We start from the raw sequence: 26,566 nt of genomic DNA, 5'->3' as shown, positions 1-26,566 counted from the left end.
GTGGCTCCTTACTTGTCCGGGGTGCGACCGACGTCGCGGGCAGTGGTTGCGACCATGATCTCAACCATCAGTTTACGAATGCTAAAGCTATTTTGGGCAAAGGATTGCTCCAATGTCGGCAAGGTCTTTGGTCCATACGCCAGTACGGGTTGCTTCACGAGATGGAGGAAGAGCTTCTCGATGAACGCGTCGTGGCACTCGTCGCTGTCCGCCAAGTACTTGGCCAGATCGGCCGAGCCGGAGAACTTGACCATGTTACCGGTGCGATTTCGGTAGTAGCCGCTATCATCAACCGGCTTGCCGTTCTCTTTGTCGCGCCAGCGTCCGATGGCGTCGTAGTTTTCGAGGGTGAAGCCGATCGGGTTGATGATGCCGTGGCAGTTGTTGCACATCTCCGGCTTCGTCTGGAGCGCGACCCGCTCGCGGGTCGTCAGGTTCGGGTGCAGACTCACCGGATCAGGTGCAAATGCCGACGGAGGCGGATTCAGTGTTTTGCCCAACAGATTTCTGACGATCAGTACGCCTCGGTGGATGGGCGAACTCGTTTCCAAATAGGCAAATCGTGACAGGATGTAGGGTTGGGTGATAAGGCCGGTCCGCTTACCGCTATCCATCTGCACGGCTTGGAAGGGTGCATCGGCGGGAAGGTTCACGCCATATAGCTTGGCGAGTTCGCCATTGAGGTAGACCGTCGGGCTCATCATCATCTGGCGATAGTCAGACGCCTCGCTCCAGGCCGTGTTTTCCAGGAAAAGCTCCAGCGACGACCGCAGGTCGTCGGTCGTATTGGCATCAAACGCAGGAAACAGCTTGGGGCTCTTGACGATCTCGGGCACGTCGTCGACCTTCAGCCAGAGGAGAAGGAATTCCTTTAGCTTCACCCAGGCTCGCGGGTCCCGTACCATGCGCTCGGCTTGCTTGGTGATCTGCTCGCTGGTCGTGAGCGCGCCGTTGGCGGCCGCTCGCTCTAACTCGGGGTCGGGCAGGGTGTCCCACAGTCCGAATGAGAGGTCGGCGGCGATGCGGTAGGCGTCTTTCTGGCCGGTGCCGATCTCGCGATACAGGAACCGAGGCGACATCAGCGTGAGCATGACCGACCGCTTGACGGCAGTCTCTAGGTTCGGCGCGGAGTCGAATTGCTTCTTGACGTAAAGCCGTTCTGTCCCCGCGTCGATGGGACTGCGGAAGGCCCGGGTCACAAACCGGTCGCAGTATTGGGTCAACTTGTCCTTGACCTGCGGGTCGTCTTCCTTCGTGCCGGAAAGCTCAAATCGATGGTCGGCGACGTAGTTGGCTGTCTCGATTGCGGCGGAGGTCACGGCGTCGTCCCACGATTTCGAAACAGCGTTGCCGCGCTCGTACCCCATGCTTCGGTCGTCGGGCGGGAAAGGCGTTGTAACTACGAAGCCGTTCGGGCTCCACTGGTTGTATAGGAAGCGGGTGGGAACGACCTCCAGCGCCTGCTTGGGTCGCCGCCACATGAGGGTTATCTCCGCGTGGCCAGGCGGTCGCTCGTTTTCCTTCTTTTCGTCCTTAACGCCCTGGGTCGCCTTTGAGAATTCCAGCCGCATGTAGTAGGCGCGCCCCCCGAGCAGGGTGATGGTGCCGTGGAATTCTTTCTGATTGCCCGAGCGGATGAAACCGTCGATGATCGGCTGTCCACCGTTCACAAAGAGTCGAACTGCCTGGTCGCTTTTGAGCACAAATTCATACTCGCCAGTGTCGGGAGCAAGGATGCTTCCGTCCCACATGATCGAGAAATTGCGGGCATCGAACTTGGCCGGATCGGGGCCCTGATTGCCAAAGTCGAACTTGATTTCCGGGTCGACGCGGTCGATGAGTTTGGTCTTTTGGTCGAAGTTGCGGGCGTTGAAGTACTGCGCATGCAATCCGACTGGCGCTTGCGAAGGCGAGGCGGCGTGGTAGTTGCCCACCAGGTCTGCGACGGCGTTTCGATACTGTCGCACGGTCAGCCGGGCGAGCGCGATGCGGGCTGGCTTGTTGCGCTCCTGGGCGATCGGCGAATAGAAGGCGTCGAACATGAACTGCGCGACTTTGTCGGCTTCGTCGGCTGGGCACTTCTTGGTGCCGGGCGGCATCGACTTCTTAATGAAGTTCGCGAGTTCGGGGGCGGAAAGCTTGCCGATCAGCGGTTTGGAATATCCGTCGCCGCCCTGCCCTTTGTCGCCATGGCATCCCGCACAGCGGTTTTTGAAGACGGCGGCTCCGTCGATGGTTTTGGGTTTCGACTTCTGGTGCGCGTCCACCGGTAAGGCAAGACCGAGGGTCATCAGCATGGCTGACGCGACCATAAACCCGATAGGACGAGGGGAAAGGTTCGACAGCACCGGCGACACCCGCTGTCAGTATAACGCGATTCAAGCCGAAAGGTTTGCCAGGTTTAGCGTCCGCAGCGCGGGCAGACCTTGAGATGCGCGCCGTAGACCTGGTTGCAGTACATGCAATAGATGTCCGCATCTTCTGGAATGTCGGGCACGTTTTCTTCGTCGAACGTCCCTTCGATGACCATTTCCCGCAGTACATTGAGGTCGTACTTGTCCCGCTCGCGGATCTTTCGAATTCCGGCTCCGATGGCCAACACGAGGCATGCCCCCGAAAAGAAGATAAAGGTGCGACTGATGACCGGCACGCTCCACGTTCCGCCCGCAATCATCAGGAGGATGAGGGCGGCGGCCACGAGTTGGAACCAGGTCTGACGGATCACCAAGGTCTCAGGATAGCACTGTTTTTGAAGGGCAAGGGCCTGTCAACTGCCGACTGCTAACTGCAAACTATTTGTCCCCACACCCGCGAGCGCCCATGTGGTTCTCGTTCAGCCGATGAAGCAACCCGGTCAGTTGCTTCACGTCGTCGCCCAAGGGCGAGAAGAACTCATCCGCAGCAGGGCGGATGACGCCTCGGACCTCGTCCAACAGCTTCTCGCCCGACTCCGTGAGCCCGAGCACGTGCCCGCGACCGTCAGTCGGGTGCGGATGACGCACCACCAATCCCTTATTGATCAGAGTCTTCACGACCTGAGAGGTCATGTTTTCGTCGATGGCGGCAAAGCGGTGCACCGCCACCTGCGTCGGCAGCTTGCCTTCGTTCTCCAGCAGGTTGACCGACGCCATGATCACAAACTGGCAGTGGGTGATCTCGAACGGCTCTAGAATTTTGCGGACGGCCCGTTGCCAGGTGTTCGTGACCAGCCAAAGCTGGTAGGCGGGACTGGCGGATTTGTCGATGTACTTCAATCGGTTAGCCTCGAAGCGAAACAGATACTTTGGTAGAGAGCCCCGCGCGCAGTTTGTCGAGGTTCGGTTGGTCCTCGTCCAGCACGATCTTCACCGGCACTCTTTGTACCACTTTCGTGAAGTTTCCGGTTGCATTGTCGGGCGGAAGAAGCGCAAATGTCGATCCTGTTCCACGGGCGATCGAATCCACGCGACCTTTGAACGAGTATCCGGGCAAGGCGTCGACTTCGATCTCCACCGGTAAGCCTGGACGAATTTCGGCGAGCTGAGTTTCCTTAAAGTTAGCCACAATCCACGGTTCTTCAACCGGAATGATCGCCATCATCTCTTGTCCAGGGGCCAACTGCTGGCCAATCTGAACTGTCTTCATGCTCACGGTTCCTGACACCAGCGAACGAATCTTCGTGCTGTCGAGGTTGATGCGGGCCGTTTCCAAAGCCGCCGCCGCTTGCTTAATCTTGGCCAGAGCGCTTTCACGCGAGTTCTGGCTGATGTTCACTTTCTTCAGCGATGCTTGGGTCTCCAGGAGCTTCGCCTGCGACTGGGCTCGACGGATCGAAGCGGCCGACACGGCTTCCTTTGCGGCGGTCAGTGAGCTGCTTGCTTCGACCGCCTGAGCCTCGCTAGCCTTCTTGGAATTGACGACCGATGCGAGTTGGGCTTGCGCCTGAACCACTCCGGCATCGGCTTCCTTCACCGCCTCTTGGGCGGTGGCGAGGTCGGCCTGACGTTGGGCGACCAGCGCCTTGGCGGCGTCCACCTGCTGGCGAGCAGCCTCGACGGATGCCTTTGCGGTCGTGGCCGCGGTTTGCCGAGCATCGGCGGTTGCGGCAGCAGTCGCGCCTTCTTCCTTCAGCGAAGTGGCTCGCTCAGCGTCGCGGTTTGCATTTGAGGCGATGGCTTGCGCACTGACCAAATTAGCCTGTGCAGCCTTGAGGCTTGCTTGCGCACTGGTGATCTGAGCCTTCAGCGAAGTGAGCTGTTCGCGCGAGCGACGAGCCGTCGACTTTCGAGCATCGACGATAGCATTTGCGGCCTGAATGTCCGAACCAGCCTTGTCGATGTTGGCTCTCGCGGTCGCGACGTTGGAAGCGGCTTTGACGGCGTTGGCCTGGGCGACCGCGATGTCGGATGCACTTAGGGTCACGGCCTGCTGAGCTTGGCTAACTTGCGCGTATCCAGTCTGCTCGGCCAACTGAACGTCGGCGTCGGCACCGCCGGCGGCAGCTTTGGCGGCGGCAAGATTGGCTTCGGCTTGGTCCACATCGGCTTGTCGGGAATCCGAGTCGAGCTCGACGAGCATATCGCCGACGTTGACATGTTGGTTGTCGGAAACGTAGACCTTTTTGACCGAACCCGAAATCGTCGAGTTGACAGGAACAAGATCAGAGGTCAGAAAAGCGTCATCCGTCGAAGCGTGCACCGAGTTGTACTGCCAGGTGCGGAACCCATAGGCGAGGCCAGCAATGGCGATCACGCTGAGCGCAACAAGGCGAAACGGGTTCTTCTTCTTAACCGGAGAAGTGGGCGTGGATGGAGTCTCCCCGAGAGCATCGGCGGTTTTGGGGGTATTCGATTCTTGATTCTCTTGGGACATCGTGAATATTTTACTATACGCACATAGTAATTTGTGTGATGCATTTTTCTTTCCGGCATTTCCACTAACCTTCTAATGGGGCTCTGACTGGGTCCGTAGGTAGACTGCCACCGATGGCCGCGATCCTAGGCACGTTATTTGCAGCTTGCTCGCTCCTCTCCGGGGCACCCGCTCACTCCCCGATCGAATATGTGAATCCGATGGTGGGTTCTGACGGTCACGGACACACTTTTCCAGGCCCGACAGTGCCGTTCGGTATGGTTCAACTCAGCCCTGACACCCGTACCGGAACCTGGGACGGATCGTCTGGCTACCACTACAGCGACAAGAAGATTCTTGGCTTCAGCCACACGCACCTTTCCGGCACCGGCGTCGGATGCCTGGGCGACATCATGCTCATGCCGACGGTGGGCGATGGTCCGACCGAGTCGCGATTCGAGCACAAGAACGAAATCGCGAAGCCGGGCTACTACAAGGTCTTCCTCGATGACCCCAAGGTCACGGTTGAACTGACGGCGACGGCTCGGGCCGGACTGCACAAGTACACGTTCCCGAAGAGCGATCAGGCTCACGTCTTCATCGACCTCATTCACGGCATTTCCAACGATCCTCGCCGGATGACGATCAAGGTGGAAGGGAAGAACCGAATCTCTGGCTCGCGAACCTCTAGCGGCTGGGGCGGCGAGCGAACGGTCTACTTCGTGGCCGAGTTTTCCAAGCCGTTCGACAGCGTGACGATCGAGAAGGACGGTAACAAGGAATCGGATCTGACCGAAGCAAGCGGCCGCATCCGCGCTTGGGCGAACTTCTCAACCGGCAACCAGGAGAGCGTTCTGGTGAAGGTCGGCATCTCGTCGACCAGCGTCGAGGGCGCAGCCAAGAACCTTCACACCGAAATTCCTGCGTGGGACTTCGCCGGTGTCCGCAAGAGCGCCGAGAAGCAGTGGAACGATGCCTTGGGCGCGATCACCGTTCAGTCGAAGGACCCGTCGGTCACTCGCACGTTCTACTCCAACGCGTACCTCTGCTACATCGCGCCGAGCCTGTTCAACGACGTCGATGGTTCGTACTACGGCATGGACCACAAGGTCCACCAAAACGCGAAGTTCAACAACTATACGACGTTTTCGCTGTGGGACACCTACCGTGCTCTGCATCCGCTCCTGACCATCACTCAGCCGAAGCGAGTGCCGGACCTCACGCGGTCGCTGATCTCTGAATACGGCGAGAACGGGTTGAAAACCACCCCGATTTGGCCGCTGTGCGGTAACGAAACCTGGTGCATGATCGGCTACCACACGGCTCCGGTGATCGTGGACGCCTATTTTAAGGGTCTCCTGGGACCAGATGCTGAGACTGCCTATCAGGCGCTGAAGGCGACGGCGATGGGCGATCACAACGGTCTGACTTCGTATCGCGAACTTGGCTACGTGGCCTCGCAGGGTGGCGCGCAGGCGGCTTCGAAGACCGTGGAGTACTCGGTCGACGACTGGTGCATCGCCACCATGGCGAAGGCCCTGGGGCACACCGAAGACGCCAAGATGTTCTTTAAGCGGTCGTCGAACTATCGGAATCTATTCGATCGCACGTCGATGTTCATCCGCGGTCGCAAGGCAAATGGCGACTGGCGAGCCCCGTTCGACACCCTCGGCCAGGTTGGCGACGAGTACACCGAGGCTTGCGCCTGGCAGTACGCGTTTGCCGCTCAGCACGATATTCCCGGAATTATCGACCTGTATGGCGGTGACGCCAAATTCAGCGCACGAATGGACGAAATGTTCGCCAACGACGCCAAGATTCACACCGGCATCCCGGATATCACGGGCATGATCGGGCAGTACGCGCAAGGCAACGAGCAGTGCCACCACCAGGCCTACCTGTACGACTTCTCGGGTCAGCCATGGAAGACGCAGATGCGCGTTCGCCAAGTGATGTCGGCGTTCTACGACGACAAAGCGGACGGTCAAATCGGCAACAACGACTGTGGCCAGATGTCGGCATGGTATGTGTTCAGCGCGGTCGGCTTCTACCCCGTTAACCCGGCGAATGGCGTGTACGTCCTCGGCAGTCCGGCGGTCGATCATGCGCAGTTCAATCTTGCCAACGGCAAGAAGTTTGTGGTCGACGCGGTTGGTAACTCAGCCAAGAACATCTACATTCAATCGGCGACGCTGAACGGCGTGAAGATGAATCGCGATTGGATCACCCACAAGGAACTCTTGGCGGGCGGAACGCTTCGACTCGTAATGGGTCCGAACCCGAACATTAAGTGGGGCTCCAAGCCGGCCGATCGACCGGCGGCCACGATGCCGAAGGGCTTCGATTATGCGCCGTTGCCGGAACCGGCCACCAACAAGCCGGTTGTCCTTTCTCTCCCGATCCGCGTGGTCTGCGGTGAAGACGATCCGGTCGGCAACTTTGTTCCCGATCCCAACATGCTCGAAGGTTCGACGAACCGAGCGCAGGTCCGCGTGGACACTACCGCGCCGAATTCGGCCCCAGCGCGGGTCTACGCGAGCGAGCGATACGGCGACGACTTCACTTACCGGTTCCCGGTACCAAAGGATCGAACCTACACGGTTCGCCTCCACTTCGCCGAAATCTTCGATGGGAATGCGGGAATGCGGGTCGAGAAGATTTCGATCAATGGCAAAGTTGTGTTGCCGAACTTCGACATTTTCGCGATCGCAGGCATGAATAAGGCGGTCGTGCGGGAGTTCAAGGATGTGAAGCCGAATGCCGACGGCACGATTACAATTCGGATTCAAGCCGCCGACGGCAGCCCGGATCAGAACGCGAAGATCAGCGGAATCGAAATCTTCTAGCTGATCTTCTTGAAGGGCTGAGGATGCTTCCTCAGCCCTTTTGTTTTGTCTTCGCGACGATCTCTTCCAGAAGGTCGTTGTGAACTCGCAGGCCAGATATCAGGGCTTCGGACGCTTCCTGGTTGACCTTGCCTTGTTCTAGAATGGCTTCCCGCTTTGTCGGCCAACGATCAACGGCCTTTTGCTGTTCGGACATGGCGTTTGCGATCTGTTCCTTCATCGTCTCGAAGGACTCCATAATTCGACCGACAGTTTGTTGTCGGCGGGCCGTACGCTCGGGGTCTTGGTCCTTCGACTGACTGATGATCTCTTCTAGCTTGCGCTTGAGGGCTTCGGGGTCCACTAGCTCAATGCCTCCAGCCATGCCTTGAGGAGGTCGGTTCGCCGCTGGAAAAGAGCAAGACCCTCTTGAATTTTCGCTTCGGCTTCCTTTTCTCGCTCATCCATCTTCGCTAGCGATTCCTCAAGCTTGATCGTCGATTGCCGCACCCTTGCCTCGGGACCAGCAAGCAATCCGGGAATGTTCTCATTATTAAAGGTCGTAAAGGCAGACATCACCGACGACATCATTTGGCCGGTCGTACGCCGACGCTCTATCCTCGCAACCTGCTCGCGAAGCATCTTGTTTTGCGCCAGGAGCTGTTCTTCGGTCATCCGAGTTTCTCGCTGATTTGGCGGAGAAGGGAAGTTTGCTCATCGAGAATTCGAAGGAGCTCATCCTTGTATTGTCGATCCTTGGCAAGGATGGCTTCCGTCCTTTCGCGGGTCTGTTGTTGGGCATCTTTCATTCGCTTTTCCCAGTCCTCTTCAGAACCCTGAGCGGCTTCTTTCGATGCCCCTATTTCAGCGAGTTTTGCGTTCATCTCAGACTCTCGACGAGACTTCATTTCGGCCATTCGACCATCAAAATCGGACTTTGCTTTCTCGGCTTCGCTCTTCTGCTCAGCATGGAAATCCAGAAGCTGCTGCATGAGTCGATTGTTCTCGGCGAGTAGGTCGGCGTGGTCCATTCGATGTATTGTAGCAAAGGATTCTCAATCAGAAGTACAAGGAAATGGGGCTAGCAAGAATGCCGTATGTGATAAATCATTCTCTCATCTTCCCGCGCAGGCAATGAGGAAACGCTTTAGGCGTGCCGACAATTTTTGGTAGCGCTAAGGGGCTTTTTGGGGTGCACAAGCAACACGCCTGGCGCATGGCCATGACGTATTTTTCGAAGTATTCGGTTCCGATGTTGTCGGCAGTTTGGTTTGTCTTCGCAGTTGCCGGCTTCGCCCGCATGAGCGCATACTCCCAGACTCCAGCGCCGGTCGGTACCTTGTCTAGCCAATGGCCGTCCCAATCGAAGATTCAGGCTGCATGTGGGATGCCGACTTTTCTGATCTTTATGCACCCGCACTGCCCTTGTTCCGACGCAAGCTTTGATGTCGTCAAGGATCAGATCGCCAAACACCCAAAGGCAAAGTTTTATGCCGTCTTCGTCCGACCTGCAGGGGTTGAAGCTAAGTGGGAAGAGACCCGCCTTTATCAAAACTGCAAAGCCGAACCCAGGCTCACGACATTGGTGGATCAGGACGGAGTGGAGGCCAAGCAGTTTGGCGCGAAGACTTCCGGCCAGGCTTTCATCTACAGTGCAACCGGGCAACTCGTGTATTCAGGCGGTGTCACTCCCGGTCGGGGAGCGACGTGGACCGGGCGAGAGCGAGAACTTATCGAAAACGCGCTGAACGGCGCAACGTCTTTGCAGAAGGCACCAGTCTTCGGGTGCTCACTTCTTTAGGATTGGTCGATGAAGTTTTCCTCCCTACGATCCGACTTCAAACGAACCAGCCTTGGGCGGGCCATTCTCAAGTCGAATTTGAGCGAGCTTTACCGGGATACCGATCGCATCTTCGTGTACGTCTTGGTGGCCGAGTGGGTGCTCGCCATTGTCCTAGCTGCCTTCGTTTCACCTTACACGTGGTCTGGTCATCAGCGAAGCCTTAATTTTCATCTGGAGACGGCCATTGTTCTTGGGGGCACACTCACTCTCTTTCCTGTCTGGCTGCTCCGAAAGCACGGCAACAACGCGACCACGCGCTACGTGGTGACCATTGCGCAAGCATTCTGGTCAATTCTGCTCATCCATTTGACCGGCGGGCGGATCGAAACACACTTCCACGTTTTCGGATCATTGGCCTTCATTTCGTTCTATCGAAATTGGAAGCTGTTGATACCGGCGACTGTCATTATCGCGGTTGTCCACTTTGCCGGAATCTACATTTTTTCCGAGTCAATCTACGGCGTGTCGCGCCCGGAATGGTGGCGTTTTTTGGAACACTCGGCGTGGGTGGTATTCGAAGATATCTTCTTGGTGATGGCATGTCTTCGCGGCTTCCGAGAACTAGAAGTCGGCGCGGAGCGCCAAGCCGAACTTGAGTCGATCCAAGACAAGATTCAGGAAGAAGTTGAGACCAAGACGGCCGAACTGCTCGAATCGAGCACAATGCGCGAAAAGCTGCAGCTTGAACTCCTACAGGCTCAAAAGCTGGAGTCGGTTGGACGACTAGCCTCTGGTATCGCCCATGAGATCAACACGCCAATCCAGTACGTGACGGACAGCGTGCATTTTGCGCGAGAAGGAGTCTCCGATCTTTTGGGTTTGGTCGAAAAGCTAGAGACGAATACACCAGAGGGAGTAACCGAAGAAGAAGGCGCACGCCTACTTGAGTGGGTTCATCAAATGGTGGCCGAATCTGAAGTCGGATACCTCCGCGAGAATCTACCCCAGGCGTTGGAACGCTCGACGGACGGTCTTAACCGAGTGGCTAAGATTGTTCGTTCGATGAAGTCGTTTGCTTATCCAGATCGGCAAGAAATGGTTCCGACTGACTTGAATGAGGCGATTCGAACGACCCTCGTCGTCTGCCGCAACGAGTACAAGTACATTGCCAACATTGAGACCGATCTCGGAAATATTCCGTTGGTGACCTGCCATGCAGGCGAGATCAACCAGGTTCTGATCAACCTGATCATCAATGCTGCTCACGCGATCTCCGAGCAGCTCATCGACCCATCGATGATGGGCACTATTACGATTCGCACATACGCTCAGGACGAAAACGTTTTGATCGAGGTTCGGGATACGGGCTGTGGAGTTCCCGAAGAGAACCTTGATCGCATTTTCGAGCCGTTCTTCACTACGAAGGCGGTCGGGCGTGGCACGGGGCAGGGACTAGCGGTGGTCCATGGCGTCGTGGTGCAAAAGCTCGGTGGCACGGTTGCCATCGAGTCCAAAGTTGGGGAAGGGACAAGCTTCCGCCTGACCATCCCCATTGAACGAACCAATCAAGCAGAGGCAGCATGATATCGATTCTTTTTGTAGACGATGAGGTGAATATCCTTGAGGGGATACGAAACTCGCTCCGCAAGCGGACGAGCCAATGGAAGTTGGCGTTCGCTCAGTCAGGCCCCGAGGCCCTGGACGTTTTGTCGAAAGCCAAGTTCGACATTATCGTGTCGGACATGCGGATGCCGGGCATGGATGGCGCCAGCCTCCTGACGAAGATTCAGGAGATGTATCCGTACATGACTCGGTTCATTCTAACGGGCCAAGCGGACCGCGATGCCATTCTGCGCGCGATTCCCGTCACTCACCAGTTTATTTACAAGCCGTGCAGTCCGACCGACCTATTGTCACTGCTGGATCGCACCTGCTCCCTGCATGAGCGAATTCAAAGCGAGGAAGTACGACAGCTTGTCAGTGCCGCTAGGAGCGTGCCCAGTGCCCCCAAGACGGCTCAAAAAATTGGGCAGATCATGGCCTCTAGCCAAACTTCGCTTCGCGAAGTCTCCGAGATCGTCGAGCACGACCCCGGCCTGAGCGCTCGTGTATTGCAGGTGGCAAATTCGGCGGTGATGGGGCGCACAAGGGAGGTCACGAGCATCGCTGAGGCGGTTTCTTGCGTCGGCTTGGAGAGTACTCAGGCTTTGGCCATGGCGAACGACGTCTTTAGCAGCAATGCGTCGATGCATCAGATTTCACGGCTCATCGATAAGACCTACGACGAAGCATTTCATGGTGCGAAGCTGGCCGCCCTCTATATGTCTGAACGGGCTGACTTTTCGGTCGCGATGACATCGGCGCTTTTGAGAGATGTCGGGCTTATCGTTTCCGCAGGGGCTCATGCGTCGATCTACAAAATGGCGTTGGATCCATTTGTCTCGACTGAAGAACTTCTTGATTTGGAGATTCGAAGCCTTGGTGTGACCCATGCCGAAATAGGCGGTCACCTGCTCGCTTTGTGGGGAACGCCGATGACGGTCGTGGAGGCGGTGACCTGCCATCATACGCCCGATGAGGCGACGATCGATCCCTTTGTGATGGCGGCCGTTCATCTGGCCGACGTCGTTGCCGCAAACCCTGGACAGTCTCAGGAAGAAATATTGGCCAAGCTGAATTGGGAGTTCATCGACCTCCACCAGATGGAGACCGTTATCAAGGATTGGCTGGCCATGGATGACACGGACCTTCAGGCCGCTTAAGGAGTGTGATGAAACCAACAATTCTCTGTGTCGACGACGAACCGATGATTTTGGACTCGCTGGCCCTGACTTTGGGTCGGCAATTCGACGTGCTGACAGCGACCTCGGGAGCCGAGGGACTCGAAATCTTGCAACGCAAGCCGGATGTGGCCGTGGTGCTATCGGACATGCGAATGCCGAACATGAACGGAGCCGAATTCCTACAACAGGTCTCGACATCGCATCCGTCAACCGTCCGCATGCTCTTAACCGGTGAGACAGACCTCAATTCGGCCATTCTGGCCGTCAATGAGGGGCATATTTTCCGATTTCTGAAAAAGCCTTGCGCGCCGCCGGAGCTCATAAGTTCCTTTCAGGCGGCTTACCAACAACATCGGTTGATGACGGCGGAAAAGGTTCTGCTAGAGAAGACGCTTCTCGGCAGCATTTCGGCGATGGCAGATGTTATGGGATTGATCAGCCCGAATCTGTTTGGGCGTGCTAATCGCATCAAGAAGACGGTGCGGGACATGGGTGCAAAATTGCACTTGGAAAACCGCTGGCAAGTTGAAATCGCGGCGGTGGTCGCTCAACTTGGGTTGATTACTTTGCCTCACGAACTGATGGATCGAATCTGCCTGGGCAAGGACTTGACCTTTCCCGAGCAAAAGCAGATCGAGCAGCTTCCGCTTGTGGGTGTAAAGCTCATCGAGCATATTCCTCGCTTGGAAGGAATTCGAGAAATCCTCGAATTAAGCCTGCCCTGCCACGACCACCCTATTCCGGGTGCGCCAGGAACCGCCCTTCAACTTGCACAAATCTTGAAGATCGCGACGATGTATGAGCGATTCACGTCGACAGGATCGACGGCTGAGGAAGCCATCCAGCGACTCGGACACTTCGGAAACGAGTTCGATTTGAGTCTTCTGGAGATTCTCGGGCAGGTTTGCCACGACACGGAAGAATCGGGGGATCAAACGGCGCTGCCAGCTTCGAAGCTCCGGGTCGATATGGTGATTCTGGAGGACATCGTACTTCCGAACGGCAGTCTGTTTGCGCCGCGTGGCTACCGCGTCACGGAGAGTCTGGTGGAACGAATCCGCAATTTTGGCGACAGCGCGTTCGCCAAGCCGATTCGAGTTCAAGTCCTGTCAAAATCCGAAGCCGCGTAATCCTGGGGTAGAAAGAGCCCGTGGGGCTCTTTCATTTCAGCGATCGAGGCGATATCTTGAGGTTTTCTCCGCGTCCGCCAGTGCGGCACCCTGGCGCGGAGCCTTTGGTCTATGCCATCGACGAGTGGCATTCGCCGCTCTACCTGTTTCCGCGCGACTGCCCACGGATCGGCCTCTGGCCCACGAACACGACTTCGGCGGCGGATCGAGAAGCGTTTTCGGGTCCTGGCCGGATGCGGCTGCTGATCGACCGGGAGTTTGAGGAGGCTTTGCACCGGGAGACCATCTTCCGATACGAATTCGATCCCGCGCAGGGATTTATCGACTGCCAAGACCATGGAGTGTGGGTGAGCCGTCAGGACGTGGTTCCGACTAGCATTGAGATTATTTTCGACATGCAGGAGGCCCTGCGGCGGCAAGGGATCGAAGTAGAGGTTGTGCCTTCGCTGGCCGAAGCCGCGCGGGAGTTCTTCGACTTCGACAAGAAGCAGTTTCGAACCACTTTGCATGTCTCGATGATTCGGATGTCGCTGTTGCCGGATTGGGAGCATGAAGGTGGCAAGCCAGTGGCCCCTCGGGCTCGGTGATCGCCAGGTACTCTTTCTTCTCGCGTGGCAAACCTCGAAAGCTATCCACATCGCCGGTATAACCCATTGCTCGACGAATGGGTTTTGGTGTCGCCCCACCGCACTCAGCGGCCATGGCAGGGGCAACGGGAAGCAGGGGTGGAGGATCGGCCTTCGTACGATCCGACTTGCTATCTGTGTCCTGGAAACACGCGGGCGAATGGGGAAACGAATCCGGCTTACGACTCCACGTTTGTTTTTCAGAACGACTATTCGGCCCTGCTGAGTGAGTCGGCGACGGTTGAGCCGGGCGGTCATCCGCTATTTCATGCTGAGCCGGTGACGGGTGAGTGTCGGGTGATCTGTTTTTCGCCGCGTCACGACTTGACATTGGCGGAGATGTCGACGGAAGAAATTTCAAGCGTGGTTTCGGTTTGGTGCGACCAGTATCGAGAGCTCTCGGCGAAGTACGAATGGGTGCAGATTTTCGAGAACAAGGGGGCGGTGATGGGCTGTTCGAATCCGCATCCGCACGGACAGATTTGGGCCAGCGATGTTGCGCCAACTTTGGCACAAAATGAAACGAAATCCCAGCTTCAGTACTTCCAAAAACATGGAATTCCGATGCTTCAGTCGGTTATTGACGAAGAACTTGCCAGACGTGAGCGAGTTGTGGTAGAGACGGAGCATTGGGCCGCACTGGTCCCGTTTTGGGCGGTTTGGCCGTTTGAAATTCTCCTGTTGCCGAAGCGGTCGGTGCCGACGCTGCTGGATATGTCGGACGCCGTTCGAGCCGACTTGCCGAATGTGATGTCGCAGTTATTGATTCGGTACGACAACCTCTTTGAGACGAGCTTTCCGTACAGCATGGGCTGGCACAACGCACCGAAAAGCATCGACCAGCCGCAGGCGTGGACTCTGCATGCGCACTTCTATCCGCCGCTCCTGCGGTCGGCATCGGTGAAGAAGTTCATGGTGGGATACGAGATGATGGCGGAGCCACAGCGCGATCTGACGGCTGAGCAGGCGGCGTCGCGGCTGCGCGACGTATCGTCCGTTCACTACAAGCAAGCATGAAGATCGCGATCGCTACTTGCACGACGATCCCCGAGGTCGATCACGACGAGGAGATTACACTTGAGGCGTTTCGACGCCGCGGCCACGAGGTGAAGATGGAGCCGTGGGAGGCTCCAAGTCGAGACCTATCGGAGTACGACGGCGTGATCGTTCGATCAACCTGGAACTACCCGGACGTGGTTGAGGACTTCGCCACGTGGATTCGCGAAACGGGAAATAAGACTCGCCTCTTGAATCCGCCGGACATCATGCTAGGCAACCTAAACAAGCGGTACCTGGCAGATATGGAGGCACGCGGAGTTCCGGTCGTGCCGAGCGTATGGATTTGGCCCTCGGAGGCAGGACGCTTAGCCGAGATGCTTACCGAGAAGTCCGTGATCAAGCCGACGATTGGGGTCGGCTCGATGGATACACGGGTGTTTGAACCGGCGGATATCGAATCGGCGATCGCGTGGTTGGGGTCGCAGAACCCGGAGCGAGAGTTCATGATTCAGCCGTTCGTTGCCTCGGTGGAGACAGTGGGCGAGCAATCGATCATCATGATCGGAGGCGAGCCGAGCCATCGCATCCACAAGCATCCTCGATATGCGGACGGTGAGGAGAATGTCGAGGGACCATTTGAAGTATCGGCCGAGTTCGCCGAACTGGCGAAGCGAATCGTCGAGCCGGTTCGAGACCGAGTTCTGTACGCCCGCGTGGACCTGATGATGGACGCTGACGGGAAGTGGGTTTTATCGGAGTTGGAGATGATCGAGCCCTCGTTGTTCTTTCGCCAGAAGCCGGACGCACTTGATGTCTTTGTGCGACGTGCGGAAGCTCTCTTGTCCTAAGCCGCTTCGCGAAAGATCAGATCAAGAAGGCCAGAAGCGTGCTTTTCGGCGGTCGTTTTGCGGTCGCTTTGTGCCCATTGGGACGCGCCACCAAAGATGCTCCAACTCAGAACGGTCGCCAGGGATTCGACGGTGTAGCCATCAGGAATGCCGACGGGCGGATGATGCTTGGACCAGTACATCATCATGTCGAAAACGGTTTCCTGCACGGCGCTCGATAGCGGGCCTGTGATTTCACGGGCGGTAGCGGGGCAGTTGGACCGAAGCGAGTAGAGGAACTTGTAGACCACGATGGCGACCTTGAGGACGTTGGCGCGGTTGAAGTCCGGGCACTCGGGAAACTGGGCTTGAAAGGCTTGGTGCAGGTCGTCCCTGAGCACGCTAGTCATGATAGCCTGTTTGTCGTCGAAGTGGGCGTAAAACGTCGCGCGATTGACGGTGGCGCGTTCGGCGATGTCGAGCACCGAGATATCGGAAATGGCTCGCTCGCGAAGCAAGTCCCGCAGGGCATTTTGGAGCAGAGCGCGGGTTCTTTTCACGCGGGGATCGGTTGTTTGATTGGGACATTCCATCTTTTTTCGCGACAGTTGGTCGATTGTGTTGCTTAGGCGACAGACGGGCCAATGTGATGGTCAGAGTTTTGTCGTGCCTATCGTAGTTATACGACATCTGTTGCTTAACCATCGCCTGACGGAAATGGTAGGCAGCGGAACCAGCGACTATGAAGAAAATCCTTTTCCTTACCTCGAGCCCGCGCGGAGAGCTCTCCCACTCGAAGCGCGTGGCTCTTCAACTTGTCGATAATCTGCGATCGGCGCATTCCGACGTGTCGATTACAACTCGCGATTTGGCGGCGGAGCCCGTTCCACACATCGACGGATCGTTTGTGGCGGCGGCATTTACACCGGAGTCCGACCGAACGGACGAGCAGCGGACGAGGCTGGCGCTTTCGGACCAGTTGGTCGACGAACTTTTGTGGGCCGACGTGGTCGTGGTCGCGAGTGGGATGATCAATTTTGGCGTCCCCTCGACGCTGAAGGCGTGGACGGACCATGTTGCGAGGGTCGGCCGGACATTTGGGTACTCGGAGGCGGGTCCGATGGGCTTGATCGGCCCGAAGCAAGTGTTCATCGTTTCGTCGTCGGGAGGCGTGTACTCGTCAGGGCCGATGGCAGCGTTCAACCACAACGGAGCCTATCTGCGGTCGGTGTTTACCTTCCTTGGGGCGGACCAGATAGAGGAGATTGTGGTCGAAGGGGTTTCGATGGGTCCAGAGGCCTTGGAGAGTACGTTGAATGGGGCTTTGGCGCGAGCTGGAGAATTGGCCCTGGTTTAGGGGAGGAGTGCATTCGGACCATCCACCTCGTCGCTTCGCGACACCCCTCCAATCTTTGGAGGGGAAAAGATGCCGTACAAAACGGCAGGCCGAATGCAACCCACTTTAGGCGTTTTTGAACCCAATTTCGCTCTATCACGATAAAGTGATAAAACGCTCATAAATATCAGGTTCAAATGAACCTAAATGGAAGGTGTGGAAAACTTGACTTTTCGGGCCAGATAGGGATTTTTAGGTTCAAAATGACGGTGTCATGCCATTTGACCACGTAAATAGATCGGTTTATTAGATGCTGGTATTTTTCGCGAAAGTGTGAGAAGGCTCTCACGGTACTGATGGCACTATGAAGCGATTTTCTTCCGCTGCTTTGCTCCTTCTCCTTGGTTGCGCTTCCTTCGCTCAGACTGCCGATTGGTACGCTGCACGCTTTGGATTCAATGCCCCCGCTCCCGACCTTTTCGACTACCAGTCACCTTCGAGCTACACCAACTACTCGTATAACGACGGCAAGCCTAACGTCCGGTGGAACAACACGACGGGCATCATGTCGGGCACAGCCCTCCTGAAAAGCTTGGACGGGATGACTTGGGACGACCCGAACAACCATCAGTGGGCCGACCTGTATGAGATGACCGATCTGCTGCCGAAGGGCACGTGGGTCCGAGTGACCTCTAACCTTTGGAACCACTACTCGAAGCCTTACAACCCAAACGGGCCCGCCAACCGCGAGCGAAACGTGGATGCGATCATGAAGCGGATTATGTTCCGCGGAACGAGCTTGTCGAACGGCCTGAACATTCTTTGGAATGTGACTCCGGGCGTCTATCCCAACACTTCAGCGACGGACGCATGGTCAACGATCACGACCGACCCGTTCGGCCAGGCTTTGGCGACCCCGATTCAGACCGGCGACCCGGCGCGACGGGACTGGTGGCGTCCGATGGACGAGTATCTGCCGTACCTTCATCAGCACGTGCAGTCGTTCGTATACGACGTCAACAACACGGCGGTCGCGATCGCAAAAACGCGGGTCGCAGGCAGCCTCTCCGAAAACGTTATTAGCCGGTTGGGCTTCCAGATGGGCAATGAACCGGCAGCCGGGCATCCGGGTGGGTCGATCGACGGCGCAGTTGGTTCTTGGACCGGTGTTGGAAAGATCCTTGAGCAGACGATGGCGGATATCGACTTTCATCCGTCTCCGGACGTGATGGCAGCGAACAAGATTCTCAGCCGCTTCGGATCGAACCAGGTGACGATGCCCGCGTTTTCGATGCTCTCAGAAAATGTCGACTCGTACCGAATCAACACGGTCAAGGGTCAGTTGCGCAACATCCAATGGGGCGGCAACTATGCTCCGTTTCTGAACGAACTAGGCACCTATGGGGCCGAAATGAACGGGATGGCTTGGCAGACGAAGTGCAAGACGCGGGCCATGCACTTTAACTCGCCGGTGTACCGCTGGAAGTTCAACGCGACGTCGGCGTACATGTCGAACAAGCCGAACGACCTGCTGGCGAGCTCGCTGATTGATCCAGCGCTGGGGCGATGGGAGACTCCTCAGGAGTACGCCAAGCGATGGGTCGACGACCTGGAACGAGAGGTGAACATCATTGCAAACCAGCCGATGCCAGGCAGCGCGAAGATCGTCGATGTGACGGAATGCTACTTCGGAGGCGGTCAGTCGGGCGCGATTTCGTTCGATTCGTCGATGAAGAAGCCGGACGGTACGACGGTGAACTTTGGTTCGATGACGTTTGACCAGGTTCGAGCTTTGGCGCGATCGACCAAGAATGTTGGTGGCACACTGCAGACCCTTCCTCAGCAGCCGGCGAGCCGAGAAAGTCTGCTGGCCGCGATTCGAGCCGAGTTGTACAGCCGCGACATGGCGGGAACGCTGACCCAGAATCTTGGACGAATCTACTGGTGGGGCGGCTACTACAGCGACCCGCGAAATGAGACCGGCCTTGGGGCGGATGCCACCAACATGGTGAACAGTTATAACCCGTGGGGCGACTATCGTCTGACGCTGAGCGAAATCAAAGCATTGTGGAATGTGGGTTAGGCTTCAGGCTCCCGGCTTGAGGGTTCAGAGATTGGGGCAGGACTTTAGAGGTCCTGCCCCTTTTGGGGCTTGAAGCCATTAGCTGTCTGCAAAGTTCTTAGGGGCTGCCGTCTATCCCTCGGTTCGCTTACTGCTCACCGATCCCTTCGCCAAGGGATAGCTTTGTTTTGGCGAGTGCGAGTGCACGCTGAGTTGCAGTGAACAAGGGGCAGGACTTCTAAAGTCCTGCCCTTTTTTCTTTTAGGTGGTCGCCTATCCCTCGGTTCGCCTACTGCTCACCGATCCCTTCGCCAAGGGATAGCTTTGTTTTGTCGAGTGCGAGAGCACGCTGAGTTGCAGTGAACAAGGGGCGGGACTTCTAAAGTCCTGCCCCTATCGTTTCCTGGCCACGGATTTCTTCGCCAAGGGATAGCTTTGTTTTGGCGAGGGCGAGCGTTGGGCTACTTGACCTTGAACGTCCCATTTGTGGAAATCCGCCCGATTCCTTTCTGGCTTCCAAATAATTTCCAAACAACTCATCGTTAGAGTTTGGGATATCCGTTTCGACGATATTCCGAGCGGATGGATCTGCCAAAGGATGCGTCTGGTCGACGGGCCAGCGCATCCCGAAGGCTATCAGTTCTTCTCGTCAGGGCTCGCGAGAAGCGAAGGAGGACTATGAAAAACCTACTTGTTCCCATCTCGGCCCTTTTGTCCGCCGTTTCGACGGCCCAGACCTATCACGGCGCGGGCTTCTCGCTTGTGGACGCGACCTCGTCAAGTGTCGGTTATGCATCCAGCTCAATCGTAACCAGCGGAACTGGGGCGACCCTTACGTCGATCGATTCGATCACTCTAACGAATCTAACCCATACTTGGATGGGCGACCTGGAAATCGACCTATACAACCCGGACCTGGGAGTCTACGTCGATCTGGTGTCACCGCCCGATTTGGACTCTTCGAACTTTAATGGGACGTATACCTTTGTGCCAAGCAGCATCCTCTCGACGGTGGATGAGGCGACGGTCGGGCAGGGAACGAGCTACGACTTGCCTTCAGGTAGCTATGCGATGAGCACCTACGGCGGCGGGTCGGCCAATGGCAGCCGTACCGACTTTAGCGACTTTGCCGGTCAGAGCTTGGACGGAACCTGGACTCTGGAAGTTTGGGACTATGCGGCTCAAGACACAGGGGCATGCGGGTCCTGGTCGATGACGGTCACGACCCCTGTTCCCGAACCAGCGGGTGTGACGGCGGTTGGTCTTGGCGTTCTGCTATTGGTGCGCAAGAAACGCCGGAACGGACGAGTTTTGACGGGGGTGGCGTAGGGTGAACGACCCGCGCATCGATCATCTGTTGTCAAACCCGGCCTTTGCCGCTGAATCGGACAACGACGACGAGATGGTCGGGACGATCCTCACCCGACGAGAGGCCCTAGCCCAGGCAGGGAAAGCGGGACTTTGCGCCGTGCTGTCGAGCACTCTGGCCGGTTTGGCGACGACGTCGGCGGCGAGTCCGCCTCAGCGAGGGACGCGCACGATCTCGCTCTTGGCGACGCCGCAGGTGACGGAAGGACCGTTCTTTGTTGATGAAAAGCTGTTTCGGTCCGACTTGGTGTCGGGTTCGAGTCGAACGTCTGTGACTAGTGGCCTACCGCTGATCCTCAATTTGGCGGTGTACAAACTGGTGAACAACCAGTTCGTCCCTTATCCAGGTCTGTACTTCGACGTCTGGCACGCGGATGCGCACGGCATTTATTCGGACGAGCCCCAGGGCCTGAATGCGGAAAACACGCAAGGTCAGACGTTCCTGCGCGGATATCAGATTACGGATAGCAAGGGTACGGTCACGTTCCAGACGATCTGGCCGGGTTGGTACATCGGCCGAACTCCGCATATCCACTTCAAGATCCGGGCGTACAACGCTTCGGGTAACGCCACCAGTACCTTTACGTCGCAGTTCTTCTTCGACGACTCGACGAGCGACTCGATCTTCCAGTCGTCGCCTTACTACGTTCGAAATTCGAACGGGGTCTACAACACTAACGACAACGTATACAGCGCGCGTCAGGCTGACGGAACGATGGTCGGTTCGCACCTCATGCTGAATATTTCGGCCAACCCGCGTGGGACGGGAGCAGTTGGAACCTTCGCCATCGGATTGACTTAATCCCGCCATTTGGTTGCTGCATTTTGGGTCCTGCCACATAAAGGGGCGGCGGGGCCCAACTTTTTTGAGCAGTTAGTGTGCTTTGCCCACCGTTCGGTAGAAGACGTGTTTCGTAAGTTCGGCGCTGGCGAAGTAAGCCAAGACGATGGCGGCGACAAGGGCGCAGATCTTTGGCGTCAGGGCGTGGAGGCCGAGCGGGGAAGCGAGGGGCGAAAGGGGAAGCAGGAGCACGACGCCGATGATGGCGACGGTGGCGATGAGGAGCGGCTGACCGGGGCGGGTCTTGAAGATCGAGCGGCGTGAGCGAATGACGAGGACGATGAGGGCGGCGGAGACGATCGACTCGATGAACCAGCCGGTGCGGAAGATGCTTTCGGGGGCTTTGAGGGCGAGCAGGGCTCCGAATGTGGCGAAGTCGAAGGCGGAGCTAAGGATGCCGAAGACGATCATGAAGGTACGCAGGAAGGCGAGATTCCAGCGTTGCGGCTTTTGGAGTTGTTCCTCGTCGACGGTGTCGCTGGCGATGAACATTTCGGGGATGTCGGTTAAGAGGTTCATCATCAGAACCTGCTTGGGGAGGAGGGGCAGGAACGGGACGAGGAGCGACGCGCCGGCGAGGCTGAACATGTTGCCGAAGTTGGCGCTGGTAGCCATGAAGATGTACTTCATAGTGTTGGCAAAGGTACGGCGGCCCTCGATGATGGCGTTGACGATGACATCGAGGCCAGGCTTTAGCATGACGAAATCGGCGGCTTCCTTGGCGACATCGACGGCGTTAGCGACCGAGATTCCGGCGTCGGCGGTGTGGAGCGCGCTGCCGTCGTTGATGCCATCGCCGATGTAGCCGACGACCTTTCCACCATGCTTTAGGGCGGCGATGAGGCGAGCTTTCTGGTTCGGCTCGATCTCGGCGAAGACCTGGTGGTCGGCGGCTTGGCGAACCAGGGCGGCGTCACTGAGAGTTTGAATTTCTTTGCCAGTGAGCGGCGTGGGGTCGGCGAAGCCGAGGCGTTCGCCAAGGGTTTGGGCGACGAGATGATTGTCGCCGGTGATCACTTTGAGCTCGACCGCCAAGGGAGGAAATGTGGGCGACGGTATCGGCGATTTCGGGACGAAGAGGGTCTTCCAGGACGATCATTCCCGCGAGGGTGAGACCAGCCTCGTCTTGGGTGGTGACGGTCGTGGTGCCCGCGGGAAGCGGTTTGGTAGCGACGCCAAGAACGCGATAGCCCTGGCGGCTGAAGGATTGGAATAGAGCTTGGACTCCGTCGTCGGAGTGGCTTTGGGCTTGAGTGCAGACGGCGCGGATCGGATCGAGCGCACCCTTGGAGATGAGGATGGGTTCGCCGTCTTGAACGAGGACACTGAGGCGCTTGCGAACGAAATCGTAGGGGATTTCGGCGAGGACGGGCGTGTTTTTGGTGAGACCATCGGGGGCGGAAGCAGCGAGGGCCCCATCGATTGGGTTTCGATAGCCGGACTGAAGCAGGGCGTTGATTTGGGCGAGGCGCAGGACCTCGGCAGACTCTTTGCCATCGAGGTCGTAGGCACCGTGGACGCGAACCTCGCCGAGGGTGAGGGTGCCGGTTTTGTCGGAGCAGAGGACGTCCATGCTCCCGATGCTTTCGATGGCGGAGAGGCGCTTGACGATGACCTGGCGCTTGGCCATTTCGACGGCGCCGCGGGAAAGATTGACGCTGATGATAGCAGGGAGGAGCTGGGGTGTGAGTCCGACCGCGAGGGCAAGGGCAAAAAGGAAGGAGTCGAGGATGGACCGCCCAAGGAAGGCATTGATGGCAAAGACTCCGAGGGTAAGGAGGATGGTGAGGTTGACCAAAAGGAGCCCGAATCGGCGGATGCCGCGTTCGAAATCGGGCTCCGGGCGGGGGTTGGTCAGGCCTTTGGCAATGCGGCCGATTTCGGTCTGAGGTCCGACTTGGACAGCGAGAAACCGTCCGGCTCCGCTGGCGACGTGGCTACTCGAGAAGAGGACATTCTTCCGCTCGGAGATAGCGTCGTCGGGTTTGGAGGTGCCGGTCACCTTCTCGACCGGGAAGGTCTCGCCGGTGAGGGCGGCTTCATCGGTGAAGAGGTTCGTCGAGGCGATGAGAAGTCCGTCGGCGGGGATGATGCTTCCGGCATCGACGAGGATGACGTCGCCGGGGACCACGGAAGCGCTGGGAATTTCGACCGTCTGACCGTTTTGGAGGATTTTGACCTTGGTCTCGACTAGCTTCATCAGGTTCTTGACGGCCTGGTCGGCGTGGTATTCGTGCTGGAAGCTGATGACGGCACTCCCAAGGATGATGAGGAGGACGACGGTGCCATCGACAGGCTGTCCGAGGGAGAACGAGAGGCAGGCTGCGGCGACGAGCAATAGCTGGATGGGGCTTTTGAATTGGGCGAGAAAAGCGCGGACGGCGGGGTGGCCGGGCTTGACCCTGGCGGTGGACTGGGCGAGACGCTCGGCGCGGGCGTCGGGAGTTAGACCCTGGGCAAGATCAACCCCCAAGGTCTTGGCGACCTCGTCGGGCGTCTGGGTCCAGTAGTCCACATCGTTATCGTAGCATTTTAGTACTCAATGCGCAGTGCAAAGAGCTAAGTGCGGAGTGCCGAGGCTGTGAACCTACGACGCCAACGAGCGTTCTTGTTCGCGGGCCCACTCGACTGCTTCGGGATAGGCGTTTGCGGGGACGTCGCGGAAGGCAACATTGGTTCGCTCCCACGCGCCATGCTCGACCTGGAGCACGTACTGAAGCGAGTCCTTGCAGAGGTTCGGTTCTCCATCACCGCGCAGAGCGTCGATGACGTCGGGTGCAAGCGGAAGTTCGCCCAGGATATCGTTCATCGGCGTGTCCGTGAGCGCATCGAGGACGGAAAAGAGTCCGACGGTGAAATGCTTTTCGGGATCGTTGAACCGGGCATATCGGGCGGCGGCTTCGCAGAATTTGGCGCGGATCATTGCCAGGCGATACAGCTCGGACGGCTTGCCGGGGATACTGGTGATGACGGCGAGCGAGGCCATCGTTCGAATTTTGGCGGTGCCGAGGAACATCAGCGCCTGTTGGATAGAATCCACACGCTTGGTGAGGCCGTTAGCTACGCAGTTGACCAGACGAAGCACCTTGTGGCCGAGGGCGACGTTGCTGACGATGAGGTTTTCGAGCTCATGCATCGTCGTGTTCGGGTCCTGAATTTTCGCGAGGAGCGAGATGGACATCGACTGGTTGGTGCGGACGCCGGTACCGCGAATGGTTTTCGGCTTGGCGAAGAAGTAGCCCTGGAAGAGGTTGAATCCCATCGCGAGGCATTTTTGGAACTGGGCGTGGGTCTCGACCTTTTCGGCGAGGAACTGTTGACCCGGGCGGCGGAGCTTAAGGATCGATGATTGAATATCGAGCCCTGGCGGTACGCCGAGCATATCGACCTTGACGAGGTCGACGAGCTTGAGAAACTGCTGGTGACGGGATTCGAAGACGTAGTCGTCGAGCGCGACCTGGTAGCCGAGGGCCTTGAGATCCTTGATTTGCGCCTCGACTTCCTCAGTCCAGACCGTGTTTTCGAGGATTTCGAGGGTGACGCGCTTGGGCGGCAGAAGGCGAAGGGCTTCGCTTGAGAGAAGGCTCTGCGGGACGTTGACGAAGGCTCGGGTTTTGCCAACGAGGCGATCTAGGCCGACCTCGATGAGGACGTTTGCGAGAGCGGCGACTTCGTCGTCAGACGAGAATTCGGGTGGGGTGACGGCGTTTCCACGTCGGTAGAGGAGCTCGTAGGCGACGAGTTGCATGTTCCGATCGTAAATCGGCTGCCGCGCCATGTAGAATGCGCTGTCCTCTTGAAAGTGTGGCTGAACCATCGAAAAGCAAAAATCCCCATTAGTTATTTCGGCTGTTTGGCGGGGTGGGATTAGGTTCGATTTTGCACAGGGCATGCTTTGCTGGGGCGGGGCAGGTAATGAGTGCGGAGAGCACAGAGCACAGAGCACAGAACGCAGGGCGCAGGGCTCGCCTCATCCGGTTCACTGTCTTCGACACCTCACCGACTTCTCCACCAGAATGGTGCCACAAAGGCACCATTCTGGTGGACCCAATCCAGAGAAATATCTTGGTTGAGCTGAAGCTTCCTGCTCCCTCTGGTTCGCCTATGGCCTGCTCACCGCTCCCTCGGCCAGCGAGGGAGAATTGGGCGCAGAGCACGCTTCGCCGGGGCGACCCGACTCTGCCTATTATTGCTTAGTAGTTCGACGGGCGAACGTAGTCTGGATCGGTCGTTTCGGGATAGGTGTACAGGCCACGCTTTTGGTAAGCAAGCATGATCTGGGCTTGGGTTTTGTTGCCACCGGCTCCGTTCAAGATCGAGTCATCCTTGAAGTACTTGGCGTGGCCGTCACAGTACGAGAAGTTTCGGCCGCCTTGGTGACGCATGCCTTTGAGCCATCGCCCGGCGGCGTCGTAGCCAGGAGCGATGTACCAACCGGAGAAGTAGTTTCCGTTCGCGGGGTTGATGGTCGAACCGGCGTCGGCGGAGAAGAACACGTTGGCCGGATAGATGATCGAACTCATGTTGAACATCTTCGCGGAGTTGCGGGCAGATCGAGGGCCAGCGATGGAGACCGCGTAGGTCTGGCTGAGGAAGTAGTTACCGGCGTAGGACATCGGCAGAACCTTCATCATGGCGTTGACGTCATTGCGCATGCCGGGGTAGGCGCCGGGGACGCCGCCTTGGATCAATTGCTGTTCGTAACACATCGAACCGAGCTTGTTGAAAACGGCGGGGGCATCGTCAGCCGGGCACTTCAGGATGTCGCGGTTCTTCATGTACGGGGCTTCGGCGATAGGGAAGGAAAAGACGCCGCTGAAGTAGGCGTCGCCGACGGCGTAATAGCCGTTCGAGCCGGGGGTTGGCGAGGAGCAGGGACCGTCCCACCCGGTCTCGGGCAGGTAGTCGTCGTAGTCGTTGGCATACATCACGGCACCGAGGCCGATTTGCTTTTGGTTGCTGAGGCTTGCGATCTTCTTGGCGGCAGCTTTGGCTTGGGCGAAGACGGGAAAGAGGATCGCGGCGAGGATGGCGATGATCGCGATGACGACGAGCAGTTCGATGAGGGTGAAGCCCTTATGATTTCGCATGAAACACCTCATTTGAGTCTGCGGGACCATGGTTAAGGGGCGGCTATCGGGGGGTTAAGGTTGTAT

The 26,566-nt window shown here is 57.5% G+C and carries 23 protein-coding genes and 1 pseudogene; 12 read left to right on the top strand and 12 right to left on the bottom strand.

The features are described from left to right. Positions 1-8: 8 nt before the first annotated feature. The 4 genes from GC165_04675 to GC165_04660 form a co-directional block, all read right to left on the bottom strand. Positions 9-2,357 carry a DUF1592 domain-containing protein gene (locus tag GC165_04675; GenBank protein ID MBI1332157.1) on the bottom strand — a complete coding sequence of 783 codons (2,349 nt, stop codon included), beginning with the start codon at positions 2,355-2,357 and terminating at the stop codon, positions 9-11. Positions 2,358-2,401: 44 nt separating this feature from the next. Then, complete coding sequence (locus tag GC165_04670; GenBank protein ID MBI1332156.1) at positions 2,402-2,725, bottom strand: hypothetical protein; 324 nt, start codon at positions 2,723-2,725, stop codon at positions 2,402-2,404. A 67-nt stretch (positions 2,726-2,792) separates the two neighbouring features. Continuing rightward, positions 2,793-3,254 (bottom strand): winged helix DNA-binding protein, encoded by a 462-nt coding sequence (locus tag GC165_04665; protein ID MBI1332155.1) that lies wholly within the window; start codon positions 3,252-3,254, stop codon positions 2,793-2,795. 4 nt (positions 3,255-3,258) lie between these two features. After that, complete coding sequence (locus GC165_04660; GenBank protein ID MBI1332154.1) at positions 3,259-4,851, bottom strand: HlyD family efflux transporter periplasmic adaptor subunit; 1,593 nt, start codon at positions 4,849-4,851, stop codon at positions 3,259-3,261. Positions 4,852-4,964: 113 nt separating this feature from the next. On the opposite strand from GC165_04660, the gene GC165_04655 reads away from it, so the two are divergent. Beyond that, on the top strand, positions 4,965-7,676 hold the full coding sequence (locus tag GC165_04655) for a glycoside hydrolase family 92 protein (GenBank protein ID MBI1332153.1): 2,712 nt from the start codon (positions 4,965-4,967) through the stop codon (positions 7,674-7,676). A 31-nt stretch (positions 7,677-7,707) separates the two neighbouring features. Here the strand turns inward: GC165_04655 and GC165_04650 are convergent, their stop codons facing one another. Genes GC165_04650 through GC165_04640 form a run of 3 tightly spaced genes read right to left on the bottom strand, consistent with a single transcriptional unit; the run spans position 7,708 to position 8,686 of the window. Then, positions 7,708-8,040 (bottom strand): hypothetical protein, encoded by a 333-nt coding sequence (locus GC165_04650; protein ID MBI1332152.1) that lies wholly within the window; start codon positions 8,038-8,040, stop codon positions 7,708-7,710. Beyond that, the gene (locus GC165_04645; GenBank protein ID MBI1332151.1) at positions 8,019-8,330 is read right to left on the bottom strand and encodes a hypothetical protein; all 312 of its coding nucleotides are present in this window, start codon (positions 8,328-8,330) and stop codon (positions 8,019-8,021) included. Before GC165_04645 ends, GC165_04650 begins: the two co-directional genes overlap by 22 nt. Further along, the gene (locus GC165_04640) at positions 8,327-8,686 is read right to left on the bottom strand and encodes a hypothetical protein (GenBank protein ID MBI1332150.1); all 360 of its coding nucleotides are present in this window, start codon (positions 8,684-8,686) and stop codon (positions 8,327-8,329) included. Before GC165_04640 ends, GC165_04645 begins: the two co-directional genes overlap by 4 nt. A gap of 122 nt (positions 8,687-8,808) precedes the next feature. On the opposite strand from GC165_04640, the gene GC165_04635 reads away from it, so the two are divergent. From GC165_04635 to GC165_04605, 7 genes are read left to right on the top strand one after another with little or no spacing between them, the layout of a single operon-like run. Continuing rightward, a complete protein-coding gene (locus GC165_04635) occupies positions 8,809-9,456 on the top strand; it encodes a hypothetical protein (protein MBI1332149.1) in 648 nt (215 codons plus the stop codon). A 9-nt stretch (positions 9,457-9,465) separates the two neighbouring features. Further along, the gene (locus GC165_04630; GenBank protein ID MBI1332148.1) at positions 9,466-11,022 is read left to right on the top strand and encodes a hypothetical protein; all 1,557 of its coding nucleotides are present in this window, start codon (positions 9,466-9,468) and stop codon (positions 11,020-11,022) included. Continuing rightward, positions 11,019-12,200, top strand: coding sequence for an HDOD domain-containing protein (locus GC165_04625; protein MBI1332147.1), 1,182 nt, complete (start codon positions 11,019-11,021; stop codon positions 12,198-12,200). The genes GC165_04630 and GC165_04625 overlap by 4 nt, the downstream gene beginning before the upstream one ends. Positions 12,201-12,208: 8 nt before the next feature. Further along, the gene (locus tag GC165_04620; GenBank protein ID MBI1332146.1) at positions 12,209-13,351 is read left to right on the top strand and encodes a response regulator; all 1,143 of its coding nucleotides are present in this window, start codon (positions 12,209-12,211) and stop codon (positions 13,349-13,351) included. A gap of 56 nt (positions 13,352-13,407) precedes the next feature. Beyond that, positions 13,408-13,938 carry a hypothetical protein gene (locus GC165_04615; GenBank protein ID MBI1332145.1) on the top strand — a complete coding sequence of 177 codons (531 nt, stop codon included), beginning with the start codon at positions 13,408-13,410 and terminating at the stop codon, positions 13,936-13,938. Positions 13,939-13,962: 24 nt separating this feature from the next. Further along, positions 13,963-14,994, top strand: coding sequence for a UDP-glucose--hexose-1-phosphate uridylyltransferase (locus tag GC165_04610; GenBank protein ID MBI1332144.1), 1,032 nt, complete (start codon positions 13,963-13,965; stop codon positions 14,992-14,994). Next, a complete protein-coding gene (locus GC165_04605) occupies positions 14,991-15,824 on the top strand; it encodes a hypothetical protein (GenBank protein MBI1332143.1) in 834 nt (277 codons plus the stop codon). Before GC165_04610 ends, GC165_04605 begins: the two co-directional genes overlap by 4 nt. Here the strand turns inward: GC165_04605 and GC165_04600 are convergent. Continuing rightward, the gene (locus GC165_04600) at positions 15,821-16,396 is read right to left on the bottom strand and encodes a TetR family transcriptional regulator (protein ID MBI1332142.1); all 576 of its coding nucleotides are present in this window, start codon (positions 16,394-16,396) and stop codon (positions 15,821-15,823) included. The two genes, GC165_04605 and GC165_04600, sit on opposite strands and share 4 nt — an antisense overlap. Before the next feature lie 149 nt (positions 16,397-16,545). Between GC165_04600 and GC165_04595 the strand changes: the two genes are divergently transcribed. The 4 genes from GC165_04595 (at position 16,546) to GC165_04580 (ending at position 21,371) form a co-directional block, all read left to right on the top strand. Further along, positions 16,546-17,160, top strand: coding sequence for an FMN-dependent NADH-azoreductase (locus GC165_04595; protein MBI1332141.1), 615 nt, complete (start codon positions 16,546-16,548; stop codon positions 17,158-17,160). Between the two features lie 343 nt (positions 17,161-17,503). Further along, positions 17,504-19,222, top strand: coding sequence for a hypothetical protein (locus GC165_04590; GenBank protein MBI1332140.1), 1,719 nt, complete (start codon positions 17,504-17,506; stop codon positions 19,220-19,222). Positions 19,223-19,783: 561 nt separating this feature from the next. Continuing rightward, positions 19,784-20,530 (top strand): hypothetical protein, encoded by a 747-nt coding sequence (locus GC165_04585; GenBank protein ID MBI1332139.1) that lies wholly within the window; start codon positions 19,784-19,786, stop codon positions 20,528-20,530. Position 20,531: 1 nt separating this feature from the next. Then, the gene (locus GC165_04580; protein ID MBI1332138.1) at positions 20,532-21,371 is read left to right on the top strand and encodes a twin-arginine translocation pathway signal protein; all 840 of its coding nucleotides are present in this window, start codon (positions 20,532-20,534) and stop codon (positions 21,369-21,371) included. Positions 21,372-21,443: 72 nt separating this feature from the next. Here GC165_04580 and GC165_04575 read toward each other — a convergent pair whose 3' ends face one another. From GC165_04575 to GC165_04560, 4 genes and pseudogenes are all read right to left on the bottom strand, one after another. After that, on the bottom strand, positions 21,444-22,469 hold the full coding sequence (locus GC165_04575) for an HAD-IC family P-type ATPase (protein MBI1332137.1): 1,026 nt from the start codon (positions 22,467-22,469) through the stop codon (positions 21,444-21,446). After that, a complete protein-coding gene (locus GC165_04570) occupies positions 22,324-23,925 on the bottom strand; it encodes an HAD-IC family P-type ATPase (protein ID MBI1332136.1) in 1,602 nt (533 codons plus the stop codon). Before GC165_04570 ends, GC165_04575 begins: the two co-directional genes overlap by 146 nt. A 72-nt stretch (positions 23,926-23,997) precedes the next feature. Next, entirely contained in the window at positions 23,998-25,302 is a 1,305-nt protein-coding gene (locus GC165_04565) for an HDOD domain-containing protein (GenBank protein ID MBI1332135.1), read from the bottom strand. A gap of 1,006 nt (positions 25,303-26,308) precedes the next feature. Then, positions 26,309-26,512, bottom strand: a pseudogene (locus tag GC165_04560) (prepilin-type N-terminal cleavage/methylation domain-containing protein). Between the last annotated feature and the right edge of the window lie 54 nt (positions 26,513-26,566).

The organism is Armatimonadota bacterium (assembly GCA_016125185.1).
Lineage (GTDB): Bacteria > Armatimonadota > Fimbriimonadia > Fimbriimonadales > Fimbriimonadaceae > Fimbriimonas.
This window is presented reverse-complemented; position numbering and strand designations above follow the sequence as displayed.